Raw genomic sequence first — 21,464 nt, forward strand, 5'->3', positions numbered from 1 at the left:
GGTTTCATCCCTGAATGTCAGCACCAAAGGCTGACAATAACCAAAGCGGCTATAGTACGGTGCTCACCACCAGGCGTGGAAGTGGTGAACCGGACCAATACCGTGACCAACTTCCAGCGTGTCGGCCTGGGCTAATGCCGATGAAAGCCAGCTTTTTGCCTCCTGTACGGTGTCAGCCCAGTTTGTATGGCGCGGGCGCAGTGCAGCCAACGCCGCAGAGAGCGTACAACCAGTGCCGTGAGTGTTTTTGGTCATAATGCGCTGTGCGGTAAACCGTTGTTCACCCTCGCGGGTAAACAGCCAGTCCGGGCTTTGCTCATCATCCAGATGACCACCTTTCATTAGCACTGCGCCACAGCCCATCGCCAACAGCGATCGCCCTTGTTCCAGCATTTCCTGTTCGGTGCGCGCGTGTGGCGCGTCGAGCAAGGCGGCTGCTTCGGGCAAGTTTGGCGTTATTAATGAAACCTGTGGCAATAATCGACTGCGTAGCGTGGCAACTGCCGAAGGTGAAAGCAGCGGGTCGCCGCTTTTTGCCAGCATAACGGTGTCGAGTACCACGTTTTGGATCTGATAACGTTGCAGCCGTTCTGCCACCGCTTCAACAATATCGGTTTCCGCCAACATACCGATTTTAGTGGTATCGATTCGCACATCGCTGAACACCGAATCGAGCTGGGCGGCGACAAAATCAGGCTCAATGCGATAAACCGACTGTACGCCACGGGTATTTTGCGCCACCAGCGCGGTGATTACCGAGCAACCATACGCACCTAGCGCCGAGAAGGTTTTAAGATCGGCCTGAATCCCCGCACCACCACTCGGATCAGTACCGGCAATCGTCAGAGCGTTAATTCGTTTCATGCCTGCACCTCCGGCGTCAATTGCCAGAGCGCATCAAGGAAATGTGGAACAAAACTGCCTGGCCCCTCGCTTCTGGCGACTGCGCGTTCTCCGGCTTGTTTCATCCAGTGACAGGCAGATGCGACGTTTTCCAGCATATCGCCGGGTAACGCACAACAGGCAGCGACAACCGCCGATAATGCACAGCCAGTTCCTACCACTTTGGTCATTAACGGATCGCCACCGTGAATGCCAATGATACGATGTCCATCGGTAACATAATCCACCTCGCCAGTGACCACGACGATTGCGCCAGTTTCCCGTGCCAGTGTTTGTGCAGCGGGTATCGCATTAGCTGCGGCGTCAGTGGTATCCACTCCCCGTCCGCCATTAGCAATGCCAGCTAATGCCATGATTTCCGAAGCATTACCACGTATGGCTGTTGGCTTATGAGACAGAAGTTCCAGACAAAAACAGCGGCGATAGTCGAGTGCACCAACCGCAACCGGATCAAGCGTCCAGGGTGTTTGAGAGCGTTTTGCTTGCTCAACGGCGGCACGCATCGCCTGTGCGCGTGGCTGCGTCAGTGTGCCAACGTTAATCAGCAACGCACTGGCGATAGCCGCAAACTGACTGGCTTCTTCGGTTTCGATAACCATCGCTGGCGATGCACCGAGCGCCAGTAAGGTATTGGCAGTAAAAGTTTGCACCACATCATTGGTCATGCAATGCACAAGAGGGGAATGTTGGTGAAAAAGGTGTAACGCGTGCGCAGATTGCGCGGAACTCAGCAGGTCGACTTGCATAGTTTGCTCCTGCCATAACGTGAAGAAGCAATGACCTGGTGGTCCGTGACTTCCCTACGCTGGCATTATCCAGATCAGGTGATACGGGTATTTCTCAGCCTTCACGCAGAAGGGCACCCCGAGTCGTTTGATTGCGATGATAAATCGCAGAGGAGGATGGTAATGTCCAGCGCACGCGTTGTAAACGAGTAAAAACCGCAGTTTTACAATCGCGTTAATAAATTATTTGATATAAGAATCCAGCACCTTCAGAACGACATCCAGATCTTCTTCACGTTTTAGCTCATCCCCCTGGTGAACGATGTGTTCCGTCAGATGACCTTTAATCACTTCCCGCATCAGACCGTTTACCGCGCCACGGATAGCAGCAATCTGTTGTAAAACTGCAGCGCATTCGTGCGGCTCGTCGAGCATTTTCTTGAGCGCCACGACCTGGCCCTGAATCTTACTGGCACGCGCTTTCAGTTTCTGTTTATCACGGATGGTATGAGACATGGCAACACCTGGTTAACAAGAATATGAAAAATCATAGCACTATTAATCTACTGGGGGGTAGTATCAGGTACTGGGGGGGAGTAGAATAAGATTGCCGAATTAATACTAAGAATTATTATCATGACCGAATTTACCACTCTTCTTCAGCAAGGAAACGCCTGGTTCTTCATCCCCAGCGCCATCTTACTTGGTGCGCTTCATGGCCTGGAACCAGGGCACTCAAAAACGATGATGGCGGCGTTTATCATCGCCATCAAAGACACCATTAAACAGGCGGTGATGCTCGGACTGGCAGCAACCATTTCGCATACCGCGGTGGTCTGGTTGATTGCCTTTGGCGGGATGGTGATCAGCAAGCGCTTTACTGCTCAATCAGCAGAACCGTGGCTCCAGTTGATTTCCGCAGTGATCATTATTGGCACCGCGTTCTGGATGTTCTGGCGTACCTGGCGCGGCGAACGCAACTGGCTGGAGAATATGCACGAGCATGATCATGAGCATCATCACCACGATCACGAAGATCACCACGACCATGGACATCATCACCATCACGAACATGGCGAGTATCAGGATGCCCATGCACGAGCCCATGCCAATGACATTAAACGACGCTTTGATGGTAGAGAGGTCACCAACTGGCAAATTTTGCTATTTGGCTTAACCGGTGGCCTTATCCCCTGCCCGGCAGCAATTACCGTGCTGTTGATATGCATTCAGTTGAAAGCCCTGACACTGGGCGCAACACTGGTCGTCAGTTTCAGCATTGGCCTGGCGTTAACGCTTGTCACCGTAGGCGTTGGCGCAGCAATCAGCGTTCAGCAGGTCGCAAAACGCTGGAGCGGATTTAACACTCTCGCTAAACGCGCCCCCTATTTTTCCAGTCTGTTGATTGGCTTAGTTGGTGTGTATATGGGCGTACATGGCTTCATGGGCATAATGCGATAACTCAATCCTTTAGGCTTGCATGTTATCTTCAGCCCAGGATGATTCTTAAATCAGCTATTTCCGCTGACTCTCTGCTCGCTAAGGATGCTTTTAGGGCATCCTTTCATTTACACTTTTTACGAAATCATGGGATCACTAACAAAATATCGCTTGTCAGTTATATTGTATGGCAGGAAAGATATGCGACTGATATTACAGATCCCCAAAGTGGAGAGTTTATGACCATTAAAAATAAGATGTTGCTGGGTGTGCTTTTGCTGGTTACCAGTGCCGCCTGGGCCGCACCAGCCACCGCGGGTTCGACCAATACCTCGGGAATTTCTAAGTATGAGTTAAGCAGTTTCATTGCTGACTTTAAGCATTTCAAACCAGGCGATACCGTCCCAGAGATGTACCGCACCGATGAGTACAACATTAAGCAGTGGCAGTTACGTAACCTGCCCGCGCCTGATGCCGGGACACACTGGACCTATATGGGTGGCGCGTACGTGTTGATCAACGACACCGACGGTAAAATCATTAAAGCCTACGACGGTGAGATTTTTTATCATCGCTGAAAAAAAGCCCCCTCGAAGAGAGGGGGAAATGCAGACACCTTATTATTTTTATTATTAGCCACTTGCTCGTCTTGCTTGTTATTAGTCGTATTTCACGTTGATTAATGCGGTTGCCTCCAGTGCGCCAGATTTAACTTTGTTTGTATCGTAGACGTAGTAACTGGCAGTTATCGGAATTGAAATCGTTGTATCTGTAAGTTTTGACTTCGCAGCAACTTCCTTTAAATTTGTATATCCTTTACTGCTGTTAGTGATATTTAAAAGTGTGACTGGCGAACCATTACTTTCAAGAATAAATCCTACGCCATTATCTTCCGCACCTTTCAGGATCGTGTTACTACTGCCCCACAAGTCAGAACTTGATAAATACACCTGCATTTTCCGTGATGTTTGATTTTGTTGACCTAATAAGTTTTTACAACGCAGAACAATATCCCCTTTGTTACTATTTATTGTTGCTTTGTTACCTTTGGCTGGTAATTGTGAAACGGGAATACTCTCTAAAGTAATTAATAAATCGTCCGGTTTGCAGGTTGTGGTTATCGGGTTGTATGACAATGTCAGATTAAAGGAATAGACACCTGCATTTTGTGCCAATGCATTTCTGTAGCTATTTACACATGCATCCCATGACTTGCCACCGAATAAACACAGTAAAAATTGTACTGCAGCACTCCCGCGTGTCGATGATGAAGCACTGGATAATGTTGCAACACCATTAATCATTACTGAACCGCCGCCCCCCGCAGAAACATTCACTTTTGCATTACTGGCCGCAGGTGTCACCGTTACCGAATAACCACTGGTGAAACTGGTCTGATTATTTGACAACGTGATGTTGTTTTTATTGGTCCATTCAAAATGTAAATTTAATTTAATGGTATCGTTATAAAGTCCAACAATAATATCCGACGGGCTCATAGGGGTGATAGTATTTGTACTCACGCATGACGAATCATTAAAATTATGCTCATATGTCGCTATTTGTGTTTGACTAAGTGCAAAATCCCCCTGAACAACCAAATTGTGCTGAACAGATAACTCACTATAACATGCTGCATAGCTCACTGGCATAACCATCATCATTAATATAAATAGCATTATGCGAATTTTCATAGAACCACCTGACTATTACTGGCAAATATAATTTCTACTTTCATCAATCTCTTTACCGAAGGTGATTGTGCATGAAAGTCCTTGTTGCTTATCAATTGCTACATTAACCGATGGCGGAACTTCATTGGTGCGAATAAATAACTGGCTTCCCTGGCCGACAACGCCAATATTATGACCATGGATATCATTGACTTCATAACCAAACGTTAATGGTTGCCCATCCGTTCTTAACGCTTTTATAAACCAGGGCTTGCGCTGATCGGTATCAAAATTAACCAGTACAACCGCGCCGCGATAAGGTGCGGCAATTTTCCGGTTACCGCGCAATTCTGCTTCGCTATCGCTTTGCGACACATCCAGCATCAGGTGATTTTCCCGATAAGGTGTCATTCCGTCGTATACCACCACTCCATTACGGTTTGTTGTGCGATATTTTTGCCCATTGACATAAGCATCTTTAATTCCTGGCGCATTCATCACTGCAAACGTTTCGGAAAGACGGTTCGCCAGATTAACGCCACCCGACCAGGCGACAATGCCCCCTGAAACACTGGCTCCAGCCTGTCGATAAGTACTCGACTGACTATAACTGCCATTCACCGTTGCCACCGGCGCGTTCCAGGTTAAATTCGCTCCAGCTGTTGTTTCATTTCCCTGATGCTGATGACTCAGGTTGACCCCATAGTTAAATTGATCCCGGTTTCCAACGGTTCCCGATAATCCCGTATTATTTGAGGCAAAACCCTGATCATCAAACGTCGTTGAGTTAGACATATATATTTGCCGACGAGGCGTCGTAACGTCATCACCCCAATCAAAGGGAATCGATATAAAAATATTAAAACGTTTCTCTTCATGATGATTCTCGTCATAAGCCTGGCTTGCCGCGAGGGTATAGCTTATCCGTCGCAGGTTGTTGGAATAACTCAACTGATAATCCTTACTGCTGCCGCTACGCCCCCAGTAATCTCGCCATAACGTACTTAAGGACACAGAACCCCAGCCTTCTGGCAATGACTGGCTCATATTGGCAGAAAAGCTATTTTTACGGCCAAAATCGTTCTGGTAATAATCGGCAATGTCATAGATATCGTTTTCATCACGGCGATAATTATCTTTATTGTTTGCCCAAACGTGATCGTTAAATGTCCGGTAATCACGCGACGAATAACGCCAGGCCGCCAGACCAAAACGCGTCGACGTTTGGCTCACAAATTTGTTGTAGGCAATTTGATAACTTTGCCCGTCAAACACATCGCCGTTGTCTTGTTTACTATGCGACTTCGTGGCATCGACGGAAATGGCACCAATGCGTGTATTCCAGCTAGTCCCCAAAGTGAACGCGTAATAATTATTCGCGACCATCGATCCGCCATACAGCGTCAATAAGTTATTAAAACCATACTGATAACCCGCCTGGACAAAATCACTTTGTTTGCTCGCCCCTTCAATATGGCTACGACCCGCCGCAAAATCATATTTCGACACGCCAGGTTGCAGCATATTCGGCACCGCTGCATAAGGCACCAGATAGGTGGTTACCGAACCGTCCGCCTCTTTCACGCTGACATCAAGATCTGCTCCACCACCGGCCAACTGCAAATCTGTAATCGCAAACGGGCCAGGAGGAACCTCTTTCTGATAAACCACAAAACCGTTCTGTTCAATAGTTACCAGCGCGTTACTCTGAGCAATCCCCTGCACCCGTGGAGTAAAATTCTGTTTCGAGTTAGGCAACATCTGCATATCACGAAACAACCGCACACCGCTGAAGCGAACAGAATCAAAAATATCGCTTGATGTGTACATATCACCCACGCGAAGCGTGCCGAGAAGTTGGGCAAATCCACGTTCCAGATACAGGGTATTGCTTTTCCACACCCCTGGATTGCTATTTGTTTTACTGAAACTGGCATCAGAATGCAGTTGCCACCCCAGTAAGTTTAACCCGCTGTTAAAACGTACATATGTACTCTTGCTATTACCCGACGCTTTATAGTCGCTGTAATACTGACTCACATAATAAGAGGTATAAAACGCATTAATACCTCGCTCCCAGTTTTCCGGTGGAACATAGCCACTTTCCAGTTCTTCCACCCACGCCTGCGGGACACTGAAATCGAGACGAAAAACTCCGATATCCCAGGTATAGCTCCCACCCTGAACAAGTTGCTCAAATGTTAAACATTGCTTACCGCTGGCAAAGTTATCGGTATTAATGCCTAACCGCTTGATAATTTCCCTTGATAAACATGTTTCTTGCGGGTTGTCTTTAACAATGATCTCATATTTCCCGCGCCATTGCTTATTGACATAAATATCGATGTCATACTGCCCCGGCAAGGGTTGATTATCATCAAGACGAATATTTGCAACCTGCTGGTCTTTCATTCCACCTATCATAAAATGGGTATCAAAGGTTTCTTCAGCTGCATAAGCTTCAATGCCGAGCAATAACGCTACGATTGCTGATGCAAGTGGGGTCATTCTCAACATAGGCAGCTCCTGCAATTAAATTTTGTCACTAATATAGTTGCCATGGTCATCGATAATGGTCAGATACCAGTTATTCGCATTATTACTTTTGACATTAATACTCTGACTTTCTAAGGGGGCAATCATAATAGTTTCATAATTGACTTTGACATTATTAGCTTTGACATCCGAAATCGTTACCCAATTTGCTGAGTCATTTTTTATCACCAATCCATTGCCACTGCGATTTACCAGTAACTTTTTAAATGTCGCTTTATTTACCGGTGCAATACCCGCAGGCCGGTAAAACAATTTGATTCTGTTTTGCATTGCAAATTTCAGTGCATTCTTGCCCTCTTGCTCTGGACTATTTGGTGGAATATCCAGAACATTCAGATAAAAAATGCTCTCTTTATTAGTGGGCAGTTTATTCGGCATAATTTTGATTTTTACTTGCTGCCCGGAATTTTCCCCTATTTTTGCCACTGGTGGCGTTAACATGAAAGGAACCTGAATTTTTTCTGGTGGTAACGACGTATCACCATCATCAATCCACGCCTGCAGCAGCGAAGAACGGTTTCCCTGGTTCATCAACTGCACCATCACTTCTTTGTGCTCTGCCGGGTAAATAATACGCGTCCCGTAGATAACAATACCGGCATGTGCAGGAAGGACCATAGAAGAAATGAGTAAAGCTAATAATCCTTTCATCTTAATGCCTCTTAAATTAAAAGGCCGCCATGGGGATAGCGGCCATGTTTATTAACTGGAGAAACTTGAAATTTTATTTATTAATCCTGCGCCACACGCATAACCAGAGAAGATAACACATCACCTGATTGCACTGAATTATCTGTCAGCTTCAGGTATTTTGCTTTAAACGGAATAGCATATTGACCTTCCGCTGTTTTATAACTCTCAATGTTAAAAGGTGCAGAAACATCCAGGACATCGCTGTTATCACCTAAATAGAGATAGTACCCCACGGTATCGTTGCTACTGGCTATCGCCTTATCGTTTCCGGTTATTTTATCGTTGGTAATCAACGAGAGTTTTACACCAGCAACTTCTTTCGGACAGCTAATTTTTAACATGCTGCTGGTTACACCGACTGCATCATCATAGGTCGAGTATTTAGCTTTACCTTCAAAGACAGTGGTTGGTACAGTTGGCATATTAATACTTACTGAATCGCCACCCGCTTCGAATTTACACGGAGATTCTGCAATATTCCCTTTAATGGTTAATGTTCCGGTATCAACGTCTGCGGCAAATACCCCAGCGCTCATAAAAAAAGAAGAAAAGACAGCGGCAGCAATAATTGAACGTTTCATAATATGTTCCTTAATAAAATTTATTTTTGGTTGTTAAGAGTCTGTGTCTCTTGGAAACAAATTTCTCACATCAAAAAAGTTGCCGCAATGTAAACACATTGTTTTATTGATTTAAAACAAATTAACTATTGCAATATAAATACAACAAATACTTAAGCATATTAAATATTTATCACATCTATTAATTAATGCAGATTTTTGTAAATGGTATTATTGATATCAATAAAAAAGCTGAAATCATTCACACGAATGATTTCAGCTTTCTAAATCCGATTAAAAAACCAGGGTGGCAAATTAATCGTAGCGATTTAACACGATTCGACGTTTGCTATCGCTACCTGCAACAACCACTTCTGTCGTTACACCTTTGACTGGCGAAGAAACCTGATGACGGGTATCAACATCATACGTTAACTGACCACAATGCTGTTGAGGTTGACCATTAACCATAGCCATACTGCATGTTGGGGGACTGATCCTGCCATTAATCGTTAATGTGGCAGTCTGTGAAGAGAACGCGGGAGAAGCCATTCCATAGGCAAGAAAAATAATTCCTGACAGCCAGTACTTATTCATTGAACGTTATCCCTGTAGTAAAGGTTATGCCTGGATAGAATGAGTGCATAACAAACTATAGCTGTACATCCACTACACAGCCACGAAGGATGATAATGAAGCATTGCCTGTACGATCAATCGACTTTATAGAGTTTCGGACGAAGGTCCGCAGAATATTCGCAGCATTAAATAAGTGTTCATTAATGCGGCAAAAACAAATACACCGCATCAATGTAACATCTCTGCGGTGTATGAAAAGCAACCAAAAAGGTTAATACGCGTTAGACCGCGCGGAAGGAAATCTCGCCAGGAATGACTTCTCCCTGCCAATAAAGCTGGGCTGCAACGCGGTCAGCCAGCTGGCGGTAGATAGCGGTAAATTCGCTCTCCGGACGGCTGATAACCGTTGGCGTGCCTTTATCGAGATCTTCACGTAAGGAGATGTGTAACGGCATCTGCCCCAGCAACTGCGTGTGGTATTTCTCGGCCAGTTTCTCTGCACCACCGGTACCGAAAATCGGTTCATGGTGACCACAGTTACTGCAAATATGCACACTCATGTTCTCGACAATACCGAGCACCGGAACCTCGACTTTCTCGAACATCACAATGCCTTTTTTCGCATCGATCAACGCAATGTCCTGCGGGGTGGTGACCACTACCGCGCCAGTTACTGGAATGTTTTGTGCCAGTGTCAATTGAATGTCACCGGTGCCTGGCGGCATATCAAGCACCAGATAGTCGAGATCCGGCCACAAGGTTTCCTGCAACATCTGCATTAACGCCTTGCTCGCCATCGGACCACGCCACACCATCGCATTGTCGTCAGTGACCAGATAACCAATTGAATTGGTTGCCAGTCCATGAGACATAATCGGTGCCATATGGGTACCGTCCGGCGAAGTTGGACGCTGATTTTCTGCGCCCAGCATGGTGGGTATTGATGGGCCGTAGATATCGGCGTCCAGAATGCCGACTTTCGCCCCTTCCGCCGCCAGTGCCAGCGCCAGGTTTACCGCCGTGGAGGATTTACCCACGCCGCCTTTACCGGAGCTGACCGCAATGATGTTCTTCACGCCGTTAATTCCCGGCTGATTCTTCACGCGTTTTAAGGTGGCGATATTGTGCGACAGTTTCCAGTCGATAGCTTTCGCCCCGGTGATGCGCAGCAGTTCGGCGCTACATTGCTCTTTTAACTCTTCGAACGCGCTATGCCAGACGAATGGCATAACCAGTTCCACATGCAACGTGTCGTCCATCCAGGCGACATGGTGCAACGCTTTCAGCGTGGTGAGGTTATGCTTCAGGGTTGGGTGCTGAAAATTGGCCAGTGTCCCGGCGACCATTGCGCGCAAGGCTTCTGGTGATTTGGCCTGGGATTGTTCGTTCATCCCGACTCCTTTTTTGTATAGATAAACCATCAGCTGATAGTTTACCTGAAGAATATAGAGAAGTACTTACTTAACATTTTCCCATTTGGTACTATCTAACCCCTTTTCACTATTAAGAAGTAATGCCTACTATGACTCAAGTCGCGAAGAAAATTCTGGTGACGTGCGCACTGCCGTACGCTAACGGCTCAATCCACCTCGGCCATATGCTGGAGCACATCCAGGCTGATGTCTGGGTCCGTTACCAGCGAATGCGCGGCCACGAGGTCAACTTCATCTGCGCCGACGATGCCCACGGCACACCGATCATGCTGAAAGCTCAGCAGCTTGGTATCACTCCGGAGCAGATGATTGGCGAAATGAGTCAGGAGCATCAGACTGATTTCGCAGGCTTTAACATCAGCTACGACAACTATCACTCGACGCACAGCGAAGAGAACCGCCAGTTGTCAGAACTTATTTATTCTCGCCTGAAAGAGAACGGTTTTATTAAAAACCGCACCATCTCTCAGCTTTACGATCCGGAAAAAGGCATGTTCCTGCCGGACCGTTTTGTAAAAGGCACCTGCCCGAAATGTAAATCCCCGGATCAATACGGCGATAACTGCGAAGTCTGCGGCGCGACCTACAGCCCGACTGAACTGATCGAGCCGAAATCGGTGGTTTCTGGCGCTACGCCGGTAATGCGTGATTCCGAACACTTCTTCTTTGATCTGCCCTCTTTCAGCGAAATGTTGCAGGCATGGACCCGCAGCGGTGCGTTGCAGGAGCAGGTGGCAAACAAAATGCAGGAGTGGTTTGAATCCGGCCTGCAACAGTGGGATATCTCCCGCGATGCGCCGTACTTCGGTTTTGAAATTCCGAACGCACCGGGCAAATATTTCTACGTCTGGCTGGACGCGCCGATTGGCTACATGGGTTCCTTCAAGAATCTGTGCGACAAACGCGGCGACACCACCAGCTTCGATGAATACTGGAAGAAAGATTCCACCGCCGAGCTGTACCACTTCATCGGTAAAGATATCGTTTACTTCCACAGCCTGTTCTGGCCTGCCATGCTGGAAGGCAGCAACTTCCGCAAGCCGACTAACCTGTTTGTTCATGGCTATGTGACGGTGAACGGCGCGAAGATGTCCAAGTCTCGCGGCACCTTTATTAAAGCCAGCACCTGGCTGAATCATTTTGACGCCGACAGCCTGCGTTACTACTACACTGCGAAACTTTCTTCGCGCATTGATGATATCGATCTCAACCTGGAAGATTTCGTTCAGCGTGTGAATGCCGATATCGTGAATAAAGTGGTTAACCTGGCCTCCCGTAACGCGGGCTTTATCAACAAGCGTTTTGACGGTGTGCTGGCAAGCGAACTGGCTGACCCGCAACTGTACAAAACCTTCACGGATGCCGCTGAAGTGATTGGTGAAGCGTGGGAAAGCCGCGAATTTGGTAAAGCGATCCGCGAAATCATGGCGCTGGCAGATCTGGCTAACCGTTATGTCGATGAACAGGCTCCGTGGGTGGTGGCGAAACAGGAAGGACGCGATGCCGACCTGCAGGCAATTTGCTCGATGGGCATAAACCTGTTCCGCGTGCTGATGACTTACCTGAAGCCGGTACTGCCGAAACTGACCGAGCGTGCAGAAGCATTCCTCAATACAGAACTGACCTGGCATGGTATCCAGCAACCGCTGCTGGGCCACAAAGTGAATCCGTTCAAGGCGCTGTATAACCGTATTGACATGAAGCAGGTTGAAGCACTGGTGGAAGCGTCTAAAGAAGAAGTGAAAGCAGCTGCCACGCCAGTAACTGGCCCACTGGCAGATGATCCGATTCAGGAAACCATCACCTTTGACGACTTCGCCAAAGTTGACCTGCGCGTGGCGTTGATCGAAAACGCAGAGTTTGTTGAAGGTTCTGACAAACTGCTGCGCCTGACGCTGGATCTCGGCGGTGAAAAACGCAATGTCTTCTCCGGCATTCGTTCTGCTTACCCGGATCCGCAGGCACTGATTGGTCGTCATACCATTATGGTGGCTAACCTGGCACCACGTAAAATGCGCTTCGGTATCTCCGAAGGCATGGTGATGGCTGCCGGTCCTGGCGGGAAAGATATTTTCCTGCTAAGCCCGGATGCTGGTGCTAAACCGGGTCATCAGGTGAAATAATCCCCCTTCAAGGCGCTGCATCGACAGCGCCTTTTCTTTATAAATTCCTAAAGTTGTTTTCTTGCGATTTTGTCTCTCTCTAACCCGCATAAATACTGGTAGCATCAGCATTCAACTGGATAAAATTACAGGGATGCAGAATGAGACACTTTATCTTTCAGGACGAAAAATCACATAAATTCTGGGCGGTGGAGCAACAGGGAAACGAGCTGCATATTAACTGGGGTAAAGTCGGCACTAACGGGCAAAGTCAGGTAAAAAGCTTTGCAGATGCTGCGGCGGCGGCAAAAGCGGAGCTTAAGCTGATCGCAGAGAAAACGAAAAAAGGCTATGTGGAAAATGCTTCAGCAAACGTGCATATCCCCCCCATCACCAAAGCCACTCCTGAAGTTGAAACCTCCCTTGAGAGTAAAAACAAACGCCCATGGCTGGCTGATGATGCAGTCATTCCGGTCACTGACGATATTAATCGATTTGCTTTTCCTCATCGCTCTCGCCCCAGAGAGATCAATTATCTGTACAAAGATGGCCAAATATGGAAGCGCATCGCGAATAACACCAGGGCATATGATCCCGACAACAATTACCGCTCTTATCCAGAAAACTGGCAGCAGGCTTTTGCTGAGTTACAAATTCGAGTTAAGGGTAATCAACCGACAGGGAGTGCGCAATCTGATGCAGCATTGCTCTGGGGCTTTTGGAACTCTTACTCTCAAGATGAACTGGTCGATGACTTAGTCATTCGCTGTGGTCTGGAAAGTGCCGTTGAAATCGCCCTTCTCGCTCTTCAACTCAAATATAAACCAGTAAAAGGCGCAGTAACCACCATCATTCCACCTAATCACGAAGCAGAATCGCTACCTAGTTGGCATCAACGTCTATGTCATCATCTTTCACTCGCTTCAGAAGATGAGTGGCAACGCTGTGTAGATAAAGTACTCGCTGCTATTCCCTCGCTATCCCCAGCACGACAACCTTTTGCGGCGTTACTGCTCCCTGAACGCCCGGATATTGCCAATGCTATGGCGCTACGTTATGCAGATCAAAACGTTCCGGCGATGACCTGGTTAAGACTGGTGGTAACCGATGACGCCGCTCTGACTACAGCAGAAAAATACGACTTCCCACCGTTGTATCATGATTTTCGCGCTTATCTGGCAATGTTGCTGGCAAATAATGGGGTGCGCGGTGTAAGCCGGATACTTCTTGAGTTTACGGAAGAGCATTCTGACAATCCCACTTATCTTTTCGAGCGTATCAGCGAGACTGAAGATCTTGTCAAATGGCTATGGAAAACGAATCACCCGGATGCGATTCAAATTCTGATCCTCGGTGTGATTGGCAAGAAAAAGCACCTGGAATACTTAAGCAAAGCCTGTCAAAAACATCCCGCTGCGGCTCTTGCCGCTTATGCTACTTTGCTGGCAATACATGAAGACAAAGAGTGGCGTAAAGCGCTTGTCAAACTGATTACCGCCACGCCAGAGTTAGTCACTGACGTCATTCCCAGGGTTAATGCTAAAGCGGCAGGAATTTTATCTGAATGTCGTACTCAGTTAGTCGCTGAAGAATGTGAATACGCCACTGCGGATATGTTGCCGGAGCTGTTTGTCGCTCCACCGTGGGTAATAAATAAGAAAACGAATGTAATACCCGTATTTGATTTACCGGTGCTTCCCATCCCTGCCGTCACTGACATCACGCCAGGAATTACAGAGTTAATCAGTCATACTGACATATCCAGATTCAGTGAAATCGCGCAATTTCAGTCATCACAGCAAACCTTATTTACCGACCTGCCACTAATTGAAAAAGAAAGCTGGGAGACATCTTTCATTCCTTTTACACCAGAACAACAAATCCTTTGGCAATTAGGTTTTAATGAATGGCTGCATTGCGAAGATGACTTACATGAAAAAAAATATATACCGCAAAGGGCTTTGTTGAATAAATCGAACTTTTGCTGAGTTGAAGGATCAGATCACGCATCTTCCCGACAACGCAGACCGTTCCGTGGCAAAGCAAAAGTTCAAAATCACCAACTGGCCCACCTACAATAAAGCCCTCATCAACCGTGGCTCCATAACTTTCTGGCTGGATGATGAAGCTATTCAGGCCTGGTATGAGTCGGCAACGCCTTCATCACGGGGAAGACCTCAGCGCTATTCTGATCTCGCCATCACCACCGTTCTGGTCATTAAACGCGTGTTCAGGTTGACCCTGCGGGCTGCACAGGGTTTTATTGATTCCATTTTTACACTGATGAATGTTCCGTTGCGCTGCCCGGATTACACCAGTGTCAGCAAGCGCGCAAAGTCGGTTAATGTCAGTTTCAAAACGTTCACCCGAGGTGAAATCGCGCATCTGGTGATTGATTCCACCGGGCTGAAGGTCTTTGGTGAAGGCGAATGGAAAGTCAAAAAACACGGCAAAGAACGCCGTCGTATATGGCGAAAGTTGCATCTGGCAGTTGACAGCAAAACACATGAAATCATCTGTGCAGACCTGTCGCTGAACAATGTGACGGACTCAGAAGCCTTCCCGGGTCTTATCCGGCAGACTCACAGAAAAATCAGGGCAGCATCGGCAGACGGCGCTTACGACACCCGGCTCTGTCACGATGAACTGCGGCGTAAGAAAATCAGCGCGCTTATCCCGCCCCGAAAAGGCGCGGGTTACTGGCCCGGTGAATATGCAGACCGTAACCGTGCTGTTGCGAATCAGCGGCTGACCGGGAGTAATGCGCGGTGGAAATGGACAACAGATTATAACCGTCGCTCGATAGCGGAAACGGCGATGTACCGGGTAAAACAGCTGTTCGGAGGTTCACTGACACTGCGTGACTACGATGGTCAGGTTGCAGAGGCTATGGCCCTGGTACGAGCGCTGAACAAAATGACGAAAGCAGGTATGCCTGAAAGCGTGCGTATTGCCTGAAAACACAACCCGCTACGGGGGAGACTTACCCGAAATCTGATTTATTCAACAAAGCCACCGCAAAGCGCTGTTGATGCGTTGTTGCGCTTTGATTTTCCAGCACTAAAAGCTGAGTTTGCGAAATATCACAACAATGCCAACAAAAGCTGGAATCTATCTGCGCTTTGTTACTTACCGGGACAACAGGCGATTTCATTTCTCAACCAAATAATCATTGAGGAGCGATATTCAGGTGAGAAAGAGATTCTGGCGGTTTTTGGTAGTACAGCCATTCCTGCGTTTATGACCTGCTTGCAACGAGATCATCAACGACTGTGGATATTCACCCTCTTTATTGGGGCCAGTGAACTAGCCTTACCAATGGCGCAGCGGTTACAGAAAAAAATGGCTTACAAGGATGCCGTTAATTGGCTGGCAAATAACCCGCGCCATGCCACCGCCGGGCTACTGCCTTTGGCGCTGGGCAAACCGTGCCAAAATCGGGAATATGCCCGCCAGGCACTCCGCCTGCTAGTGAAATTAAACCAGCGAGAAACGATTGAAGAAATCGCCCGGAGATACAACCAACCTGATGTTTTAGCTGCGCTGGCAACATTGTTCGATAGCGATCCGCTGGAAGAATATCCCGCTAAAATCGCCCCACCGCCCGGCTTTTATCAGTTCACCTTATGGCGCAGACCACGGCTTAAAAGTAACAACCTGCCTCTGCCAGATGACGCTATGCGCCACCTAGGCACAATGTTGAGCTTTCCACGCGACATTACCGCCTACGCTGGGCTGGCGACCATCAAAGAGACCTTCACCCGCGAATCACTGGCTGACTTTGGCTGGGATCTGTATACCGCATGGACAGAAGCTGGCGCACCCGCAAAAGAAAACTGGGCATTTACTTCGCTGGGGATTTTAGGCAATGACGACACCGCGCGTAAGTTAACCCCGCTTATCCGCGCCTGGCCTGGGGAATCCCAGCATAAACGGGCGGTGTCCGGGCTGGATGTATTAGCTGATATTGGCAGCGATGTTGCGCTAATGCTACTTAATGGCATTGCGAAAAAGATTAAATTCGTTGCATTACAGGAACATGCCCGCGAGAAAATCAACATAGTTGCTGAAAACCGTGGGCTGACTATGGCTGAACTGGAAGACCGCCTGGCTCCAGATTTAGGGCTTGATAGCAGTGGCTCGCTGACACTTGATTTCGGCCCACGCCAATTCACCGTTGGTTTTGACGAAACCTTAAAACCTGTAGTGCGCGATGCAAACGGAAAGGTCCTGAAAGATTTACCCAAACAAAACCAGAGCGATGATAAAACACTGGCAACTGACGCCGTTAACCTCTTTAAACAATTGAAGAAAGATGTGCGCGCCATTGCCAGCCAGCAGGTTGATCGTCTGGAGCAGGCTATGTGCCAGCGCAGACGCTGGACGGCAGAACAGTTCCGCCTGTTCCTGGTGGAGCATCCGCTGGTACGTCACTTAACCCGACGGCTGTTATGGGGGGTATATACTGAGGAAAACACGCTGATTGCCTGCTTCCGGGTCGCAGAAGACAGCACTTACAGCGATGCGCAGGATGAGTTATTCACGCTGCCAGCAGGAAACATCGGTATACCGCATGTGCTGGAAATCCCCCCTGAATCCGCCGCTGCATTCAGGCAAATTTACGTTGATTACGAACTGCTTCCCCCTTTCCAACAGCTCGAACGTGGTAGTTACCACCTTGCTGATAACGAACGTAATGTCCATGAATTGTCACGCTGGGACGGACGGCTCTGCCAGGCTGGTCGCATTGTCGGGCTGGAACGCAGAGGCTGGCAACGTCTGGAAGAAAGCGGCAGCGTCTATGCGATGCGCAAATCTACCCCTTATGGCGCTCTCGAACTTGAAACAGAACATTTTTCATTAATTTATGGCGAAACGGGGTATAGCGACCTGCTGCCTGTCGAAAGCGTAAAAATCACTGCCTCTTATGATCGCTACGGTAAACAATCCTCCCCCACTTTCTCCGTGCTCGACAACATCACCGCTAGCGAGCTGATTAACGATATTGAATCACTGTTTGATTAAAAGGATTTAGCAATGAAAACCTATATTTATCAGGACGAAAAATCACATAAATTCTGGGCGGTGGAGCAGCAGGGAAACGAGCTGCATATTAGCTGGGGTAAAGTCAGCACCAACGGGCAAAGTCAGGTAAAAAGCTTTGCTGATGCTGCGGCGGCGGAAAAAGCGGAACTGAAGTTGATTGCGGAGAAAACAAAAAAGGGCTACGTAGAAGAAGTATCCGTGATAACACCGACATCTGTCCCCGTCCAGGTTATCGAATGCCCCGAAATAGCCCCTTTGCCACAAGACAAACCAGTATTTGTTGGAGACAACCTCCCCTGGCTGGCAGACGACGCCCAAATCATTTTACCGACAGAGGTTGCGCCAACCACACTAAGTCATCGACGCTGGCCTGGCGATCCTGTGCCACAGGAGAATGAATTAACTCTGCTACGCTCCGTCGCCGCGAATACTCACCGACGTTTTAAAAAGGTGATCACCTTCGATTACAGCACCTGTTCACTGGACTGGCAGCAGGCGATAACACAAGCAGTGGGCCTTATCGACTCGCCGATTAGCACCACGCTACCACCGATGGTTCTGGCGGTACTGGTTGCGCTGGAACAAGGCTTCAATCGTAACGATCACGAAGAGTTAATGGATCAAATTGTCCAGGAAGGTGGTCTGGAATATGCCACTGAGGTTGTCATTGCACTGCAATTCATCCGCTTCGACTGGGATTATGATGCCCATCTTATTACGTTCACCCCGGATGACAGGCAGCCTGGCTATCTGTTGCGCTTTGCCTCGGTTGAAATGCGCCTGCGTAAGCATTTCTCACTTGCAAATGACGATGTATGGCAGCGCTGCGCCGACAAACTGATTGCCGCTCTCGGAAACATGCCCGCCTGGCACCAGCCGCTGGTTGCACTATTGTTGCCGGAAAAACCAGAAGTAGCTCATGAGATTGCCAGACATTTTTGCGGGCAAAAAGGGTTATATGCGCTGGAATGGCTAAAACTGACGGTCACCGATGCTCAGGTATTAGCAGACCTGGAAAAATACTATCCAGGACAGCCTGGGCAGGTATTTGATGATTACTATGGCGGTAACATCTGGTGTGCGACAGCACTCCAGGAGCAAGGAGCCACTGCGCTGGCCCGTTTTGCCCATTACGCTACTGGTGACACATGTGGTGAAGTGTTGATGCATATCAACCACCCGCAGGCACTTACACTACTTATCCATGCAAGCGAGCAAGGAAAGCGTTGCCACGATCGCATGACAAAGGCTTTCGTTCGCTTCCCACACGCAGCGCTGGCGGCATTAGCAGAACTTCTGGCACAAAAAGATGAAAAGCGCTGGCGCATGATGCTAATGACGATGCTTATCTCGCAACCGATACTAGCAGAACAGGTCATTCCCTGGCTCTCGACACCCGCAGTTGCCGTACTGAAATCATGCCAGCAACAACTGAAACAGCCCTCAAACCATGCCAGCGCCGATATGCTGCCAGCCATATTAGTCTCACCGCCCTGGCTTTCGAAAAAGAAAAAATCTGTAATGCCGGTATTGGATTTAACGCCATTACCGCTGGAGTCATGCTGCACATTGACCGAGACGGCAGAAAAAGAGATTCATGCAAGGCATCGCTGGCACGCACATCAAATAGACATCGGCCAAAAAGAGGATATTCAGAACTACCTGACACGTCTGGGTTTCAATCGCTGGAATAATGGCCAGTATATGAAAGCGTCTGATGCTGTTGTAGAACTCTGGCAGAGGGGAGATTATTCTGCGCTAATCAGCGAATTTAAAACCTTCTGGCACTCCTATCAACGGGAATGGCAACTTTACATGTTAGCCGCCCTGCCTATCGAAAAAACAGCGCAGGCGTGGAATGTCCTCAGTAAAGAGCCACACGTCGGTGTCGAGTTTGTCATGACGCACCTGCAACTCGCTGGGTTACAGGGTTTTATTCACTCCTTTTCACGCTATCCACAAGAAGCTCTGCCTGTAGCACAATATTTTGCGGCTATCGAATTAGCGCCACTGATCGCCCGCGCCTTCAACAAACTCAAAACCCTACGACAAGACGCCCGTAGCTGGCTGCTGAAATACCCGGAACACGCCATTACCGGCCTGCTGCCCGCGGCGCTCGGCAAAGCCGGTGAAGCCCAGGATAACGCCCGCGCTGCCTTGCGTATGCTTACCGAAAACGGTCATCAGCCATTACTGCAAGAAATCGCCCGGCGTTATAACCAGCCGGAAGTAACCGATGCGGTGAACGCTCTGCTTGCGCTCGATGCCTTAGATAATCACCCGACAAAAATCCCCACTCTTCCGGCCTTTTATCAGCCATCGCTCTGGACCCGCCCGGTATTAAAAGCAAATGCCCAATCACTGCCAGATAGCGCCCTCCTACGCCTCGGTGAAATGCTCCGCTTCCCTCAGGAAGAGGCACTGTATCCGGGATTATTGCAGGTGAAAGCCGCCTGTACCGCCGACTCACTGGCTGAATTTGCCTGGGATCTGTTTACCGCCTGGCAGACCGCTGGCGCACCGTCTAAAGAAAGCTGGGCATTCACTGCGTTAGGTGTTCTCGGCAACGATGACACCGCCCGCAAACTGACGCCTTTGATTCGCGCCTGGCCTGGCGAATCCCAGCATAAACGCGCCACCGTCGGGCTTGATATCCTCGCCGCTATCAGCAGCGATATCGCCCTGATGCAGCTTAACGGCATCGCCCAGAAACTGAAATTCAAAGCCTTACAGGAGCGGGCGAAAGAGAAAATTGCCGACATTGCCGAGAGCCGCGAACTCACGGTGGCGGAGCTTGAAGATCGCCTGGCCCCGGATCTGGGACTGGATGATAACGGTTCGCTACTGCTGGATTTCGGGCCACGTCAGTTCACCGTCAGCTTTGATGAAACCTTAAAACCGTTTATGCGCGATGCTTCCGGCAGCCGCCTGAAAGATTTACCCAAACCGAACAAAAGCGATGATGAATCGCGGTCGAACGATGCGGTTAACCGCTACAAATTGCTGAAAAAAGATGCGCGTACCGTCGCCGCCCAGCAGGTAGCAAGGCTGGAATCCGCCATGTGCCTGCGCCGCCGCTGGTCGCCGGAAAACTTTCAGCTCTTCCTGGTTGAGCATCCGCTGGTTCGTCACTTAACCCGCCGTCTGATTTGGGGCGTTTATAGCACCGAAAACGAGCTACTGGCTTGCTTTCGCGTGGCGGAAGATAACAGCTACAGCACCGCAGACGATGATCTTTTCACCCTGCCGGAAGGCGATATCTCTGTTGGTATTCCTCACGTTCTGGAAATATCACCCACGGATGCTGCCGCCTTTGGTCAGCTTTTTGCCGACTACGAACTGCTACCGCCGTTTCGCCAGCTCGACCGTAACAGTTACGCCCTGACAGAAACCGAGCGCAATGCCAGCGAATTGATCCGCTGGGCAGGCAGAAAATGCCCGAGCGGTCGGGTCATGGGACTGGCGAATAAAGGTTGGATAAAGGGCACCCCGCTGGATGCAGGCTGGATCGGCTGGATGATCAAACCTCTGGGCCGCTGGTCGTTAATCATGGAAATCGATGAAGGTTTTGCGGTCGGCATGTCGCCAGCCGAACTCAGTGCCGAGCAACTCTTAAGCAAGCTGTGGCTATGGGAAGGCAAAGCGGAAAGCTATGGCTGGGGGAGTCATTCAACACAGGAAGCGCAGTTCTCCGTGCTCGACGACATCACCGCCAGCGAACTCATTAACGATATTGAAGCCCTGTTTGAATAAGG

The 21,464-nt window shown here is 48.7% G+C and carries 14 protein-coding genes, 2 pseudogenes and 1 riboswitch; of the genes and pseudogenes, 7 read left to right on the forward strand and 9 right to left on the reverse strand.

Annotated elements, in window-relative coordinates; all coding sequences use genetic code 11:
• Window positions 1-63 precede the first annotated feature (63 nt).
• The 3 genes from thiD to rcnR all read right to left on the reverse strand — a co-directional run bounded on the left by thiD (window position 64) and on the right by rcnR (window position 2,144).
• Window positions 64-864: a bifunctional hydroxymethylpyrimidine kinase/phosphomethylpyrimidine kinase gene (gene thiD, locus G434_RS17925; RefSeq protein WP_000822280.1), complete on the reverse strand. Its 801-nt coding sequence runs from the start codon at window positions 862-864 to the stop codon at window positions 64-66.
• Window positions 861-1,649: a hydroxyethylthiazole kinase gene (thiM, locus tag G434_RS17920; protein ID WP_001195596.1), complete on the reverse strand. Its 789-nt coding sequence runs from the start codon at window positions 1,647-1,649 to the stop codon at window positions 861-863. Before thiM ends, thiD begins: the two co-directional genes overlap by 4 nt.
• A 34-nt stretch (window positions 1,650-1,683) precedes the next feature.
• Window positions 1,684-1,780: riboswitch (TPP riboswitch) on the reverse strand.
• Between the two features lie 91 nt (window positions 1,781-1,871).
• On the reverse strand, window positions 1,872-2,144 hold the full coding sequence (gene rcnR / locus G434_RS17915) for a Ni(II)/Co(II)-binding transcriptional repressor RcnR (protein WP_000019944.1): 273 nt from the start codon (window positions 2,142-2,144) through the stop codon (window positions 1,872-1,874).
• A 120-nt stretch (window positions 2,145-2,264) separates the two neighbouring features.
• Between rcnR and rcnA the strand changes: the two genes are divergently transcribed.
• Together rcnA and rcnB are read left to right on the forward strand one after the other, a co-directional pair.
• Window positions 2,265-3,089: a nickel/cobalt efflux protein RcnA gene (rcnA, locus tag G434_RS17910; protein ID WP_000134561.1), complete on the forward strand. Its 825-nt coding sequence runs from the start codon at window positions 2,265-2,267 to the stop codon at window positions 3,087-3,089.
• A gap of 218 nt (window positions 3,090-3,307) precedes the next feature.
• Window positions 3,308-3,646 carry a Ni(II)/Co(II) efflux transporter accessory subunit RcnB gene (rcnB, locus tag G434_RS17905; RefSeq protein ID WP_000153073.1) on the forward strand — a complete coding sequence of 113 codons (339 nt, stop codon included), beginning with the start codon at window positions 3,308-3,310 and terminating at the stop codon, window positions 3,644-3,646.
• 81 nt (window positions 3,647-3,727) lie between these two features.
• On the opposite strand, the gene G434_RS17900 is transcribed toward rcnB, so the two are convergent.
• The 6 genes from G434_RS17900 to apbC all read right to left on the reverse strand — a co-directional run bounded on the left by G434_RS17900 (window position 3,728) and on the right by apbC (window position 10,519).
• Window positions 3,728-4,762 (reverse strand): putative fimbrial-like adhesin protein, encoded by a 1,035-nt coding sequence (locus G434_RS17900; protein WP_000702202.1) that lies wholly within the window; start codon window positions 4,760-4,762, stop codon window positions 3,728-3,730.
• A 15-nt stretch (window positions 4,763-4,777) separates the two neighbouring features.
• Complete coding sequence (locus G434_RS17895) at window positions 4,778-7,258, reverse strand: fimbrial biogenesis outer membrane usher protein (RefSeq protein ID WP_000945425.1); 2,481 nt, start codon at window positions 7,256-7,258, stop codon at window positions 4,778-4,780.
• A gap of 15 nt (window positions 7,259-7,273) precedes the next feature.
• On the reverse strand, window positions 7,274-7,948 hold the full coding sequence (locus G434_RS17890) for a fimbria/pilus periplasmic chaperone (RefSeq protein ID WP_000677328.1): 675 nt from the start codon (window positions 7,946-7,948) through the stop codon (window positions 7,274-7,276).
• 80 nt (window positions 7,949-8,028) lie between these two features.
• The gene (locus G434_RS17885) at window positions 8,029-8,571 is read right to left on the reverse strand and encodes a fimbrial protein (RefSeq protein WP_000830468.1); all 543 of its coding nucleotides are present in this window, start codon (window positions 8,569-8,571) and stop codon (window positions 8,029-8,031) included.
• 294 nt (window positions 8,572-8,865) lie between these two features.
• Complete coding sequence (locus G434_RS17880) at window positions 8,866-9,147, reverse strand: YehE family protein (RefSeq protein ID WP_001046488.1); 282 nt, start codon at window positions 9,145-9,147, stop codon at window positions 8,866-8,868.
• 262 nt (window positions 9,148-9,409) lie between these two features.
• Window positions 9,410-10,519, reverse strand: coding sequence for an iron-sulfur cluster carrier protein ApbC (apbC, locus tag G434_RS17875; RefSeq protein ID WP_001005448.1), 1,110 nt, complete (start codon window positions 10,517-10,519; stop codon window positions 9,410-9,412).
• 131 nt (window positions 10,520-10,650) lie between these two features.
• Here apbC and metG point away from each other — a divergent pair, with 131 nt between their 5' ends.
• From metG to G434_RS17850, 5 genes and pseudogenes are all read left to right on the forward strand, one after another.
• A complete protein-coding gene (gene metG / locus G434_RS17870) occupies window positions 10,651-12,684 on the forward strand; it encodes a methionine--tRNA ligase (protein WP_001306372.1) in 2,034 nt (677 codons plus the stop codon).
• Window positions 12,685-12,824: 140 nt separating this feature from the next.
• Window positions 12,825-14,627, forward strand: a pseudogene (locus tag G434_RS17865) (WGR domain-containing protein); the annotation flags it as partial.
• A 25-nt stretch (window positions 14,628-14,652) separates the two neighbouring features.
• Window positions 14,653-15,621 carry an IS5 family transposase gene (locus G434_RS17860; protein ID WP_073970534.1) on the forward strand — a complete coding sequence of 323 codons (969 nt, stop codon included), beginning with the start codon at window positions 14,653-14,655 and terminating at the stop codon, window positions 15,619-15,621.
• A gap of 57 nt (window positions 15,622-15,678) precedes the next feature.
• Window positions 15,679-17,688 (forward strand): annotated as a pseudogene (locus G434_RS17855) (DUF4132 domain-containing protein); the annotation flags it as partial.
• 12 nt (window positions 17,689-17,700) lie between these two features.
• A complete protein-coding gene (locus G434_RS17850) occupies window positions 17,701-21,462 on the forward strand; it encodes a DUF4132 domain-containing protein (protein ID WP_000860760.1) in 3,762 nt (1,253 codons plus the stop codon).
• Window positions 21,463-21,464: the final 2 nt, after the last annotated feature.

Origin of the sequence: Escherichia sp. KTE172 (assembly GCF_000408845.1) — a bacterium.
Taxonomy (GTDB): domain Bacteria; phylum Pseudomonadota; class Gammaproteobacteria; order Enterobacterales; family Enterobacteriaceae; genus Escherichia; species Escherichia coli.

Excerpts from the sequence above, each read along its gene's own strand:
- thiD (WP_000822280.1), bottom strand. The coding sequence starts at position 864 with ATGAAACGAATTAACGCTCTGACGATTGCCGGTACTGATCCGAGTGGT.
- thiM (WP_001195596.1), bottom strand. The coding sequence starts at position 1,649 with ATGCAAGTCGACCTGCTGAGTTCCGCGCAATCTGCGCACGCGTTACAC.
- rcnR (WP_000019944.1), bottom strand. The coding sequence starts at position 2,144 with ATGTCTCATACCATCCGTGATAAACAGAAACTGAAAGCGCGTGCCAGT.
- rcnA (WP_000134561.1), top strand. The coding sequence starts at position 2,265 with ATGACCGAATTTACCACTCTTCTTCAGCAAGGAAACGCCTGGTTCTTC.
- rcnB (WP_000153073.1), top strand. The coding sequence starts at position 3,308 with ATGACCATTAAAAATAAGATGTTGCTGGGTGTGCTTTTGCTGGTTACC.
- G434_RS17900 (WP_000702202.1), bottom strand. The coding sequence starts at position 4,762 with ATGAAAATTCGCATAATGCTATTTATATTAATGATGATGGTTATGCCA.
- G434_RS17895 (WP_000945425.1), bottom strand. The coding sequence starts at position 7,258 with ATGTTGAGAATGACCCCACTTGCATCAGCAATCGTAGCGTTATTGCTC.
- G434_RS17890 (WP_000677328.1), bottom strand. The coding sequence starts at position 7,948 with ATGAAAGGATTATTAGCTTTACTCATTTCTTCTATGGTCCTTCCTGCA.
- G434_RS17885 (WP_000830468.1), bottom strand. The coding sequence starts at position 8,571 with ATGAAACGTTCAATTATTGCTGCCGCTGTCTTTTCTTCTTTTTTTATG.
- G434_RS17880 (WP_001046488.1), bottom strand. The coding sequence starts at position 9,147 with ATGAATAAGTACTGGCTGTCAGGAATTATTTTTCTTGCCTATGGAATG.
- apbC (WP_001005448.1), bottom strand. The coding sequence starts at position 10,519 with ATGAACGAACAATCCCAGGCCAAATCACCAGAAGCCTTGCGCGCAATG.
- metG (WP_001306372.1), top strand. The coding sequence starts at position 10,651 with ATGACTCAAGTCGCGAAGAAAATTCTGGTGACGTGCGCACTGCCGTAC.
- G434_RS17850 (WP_000860760.1), top strand. The coding sequence starts at position 17,701 with ATGAAAACCTATATTTATCAGGACGAAAAATCACATAAATTCTGGGCG.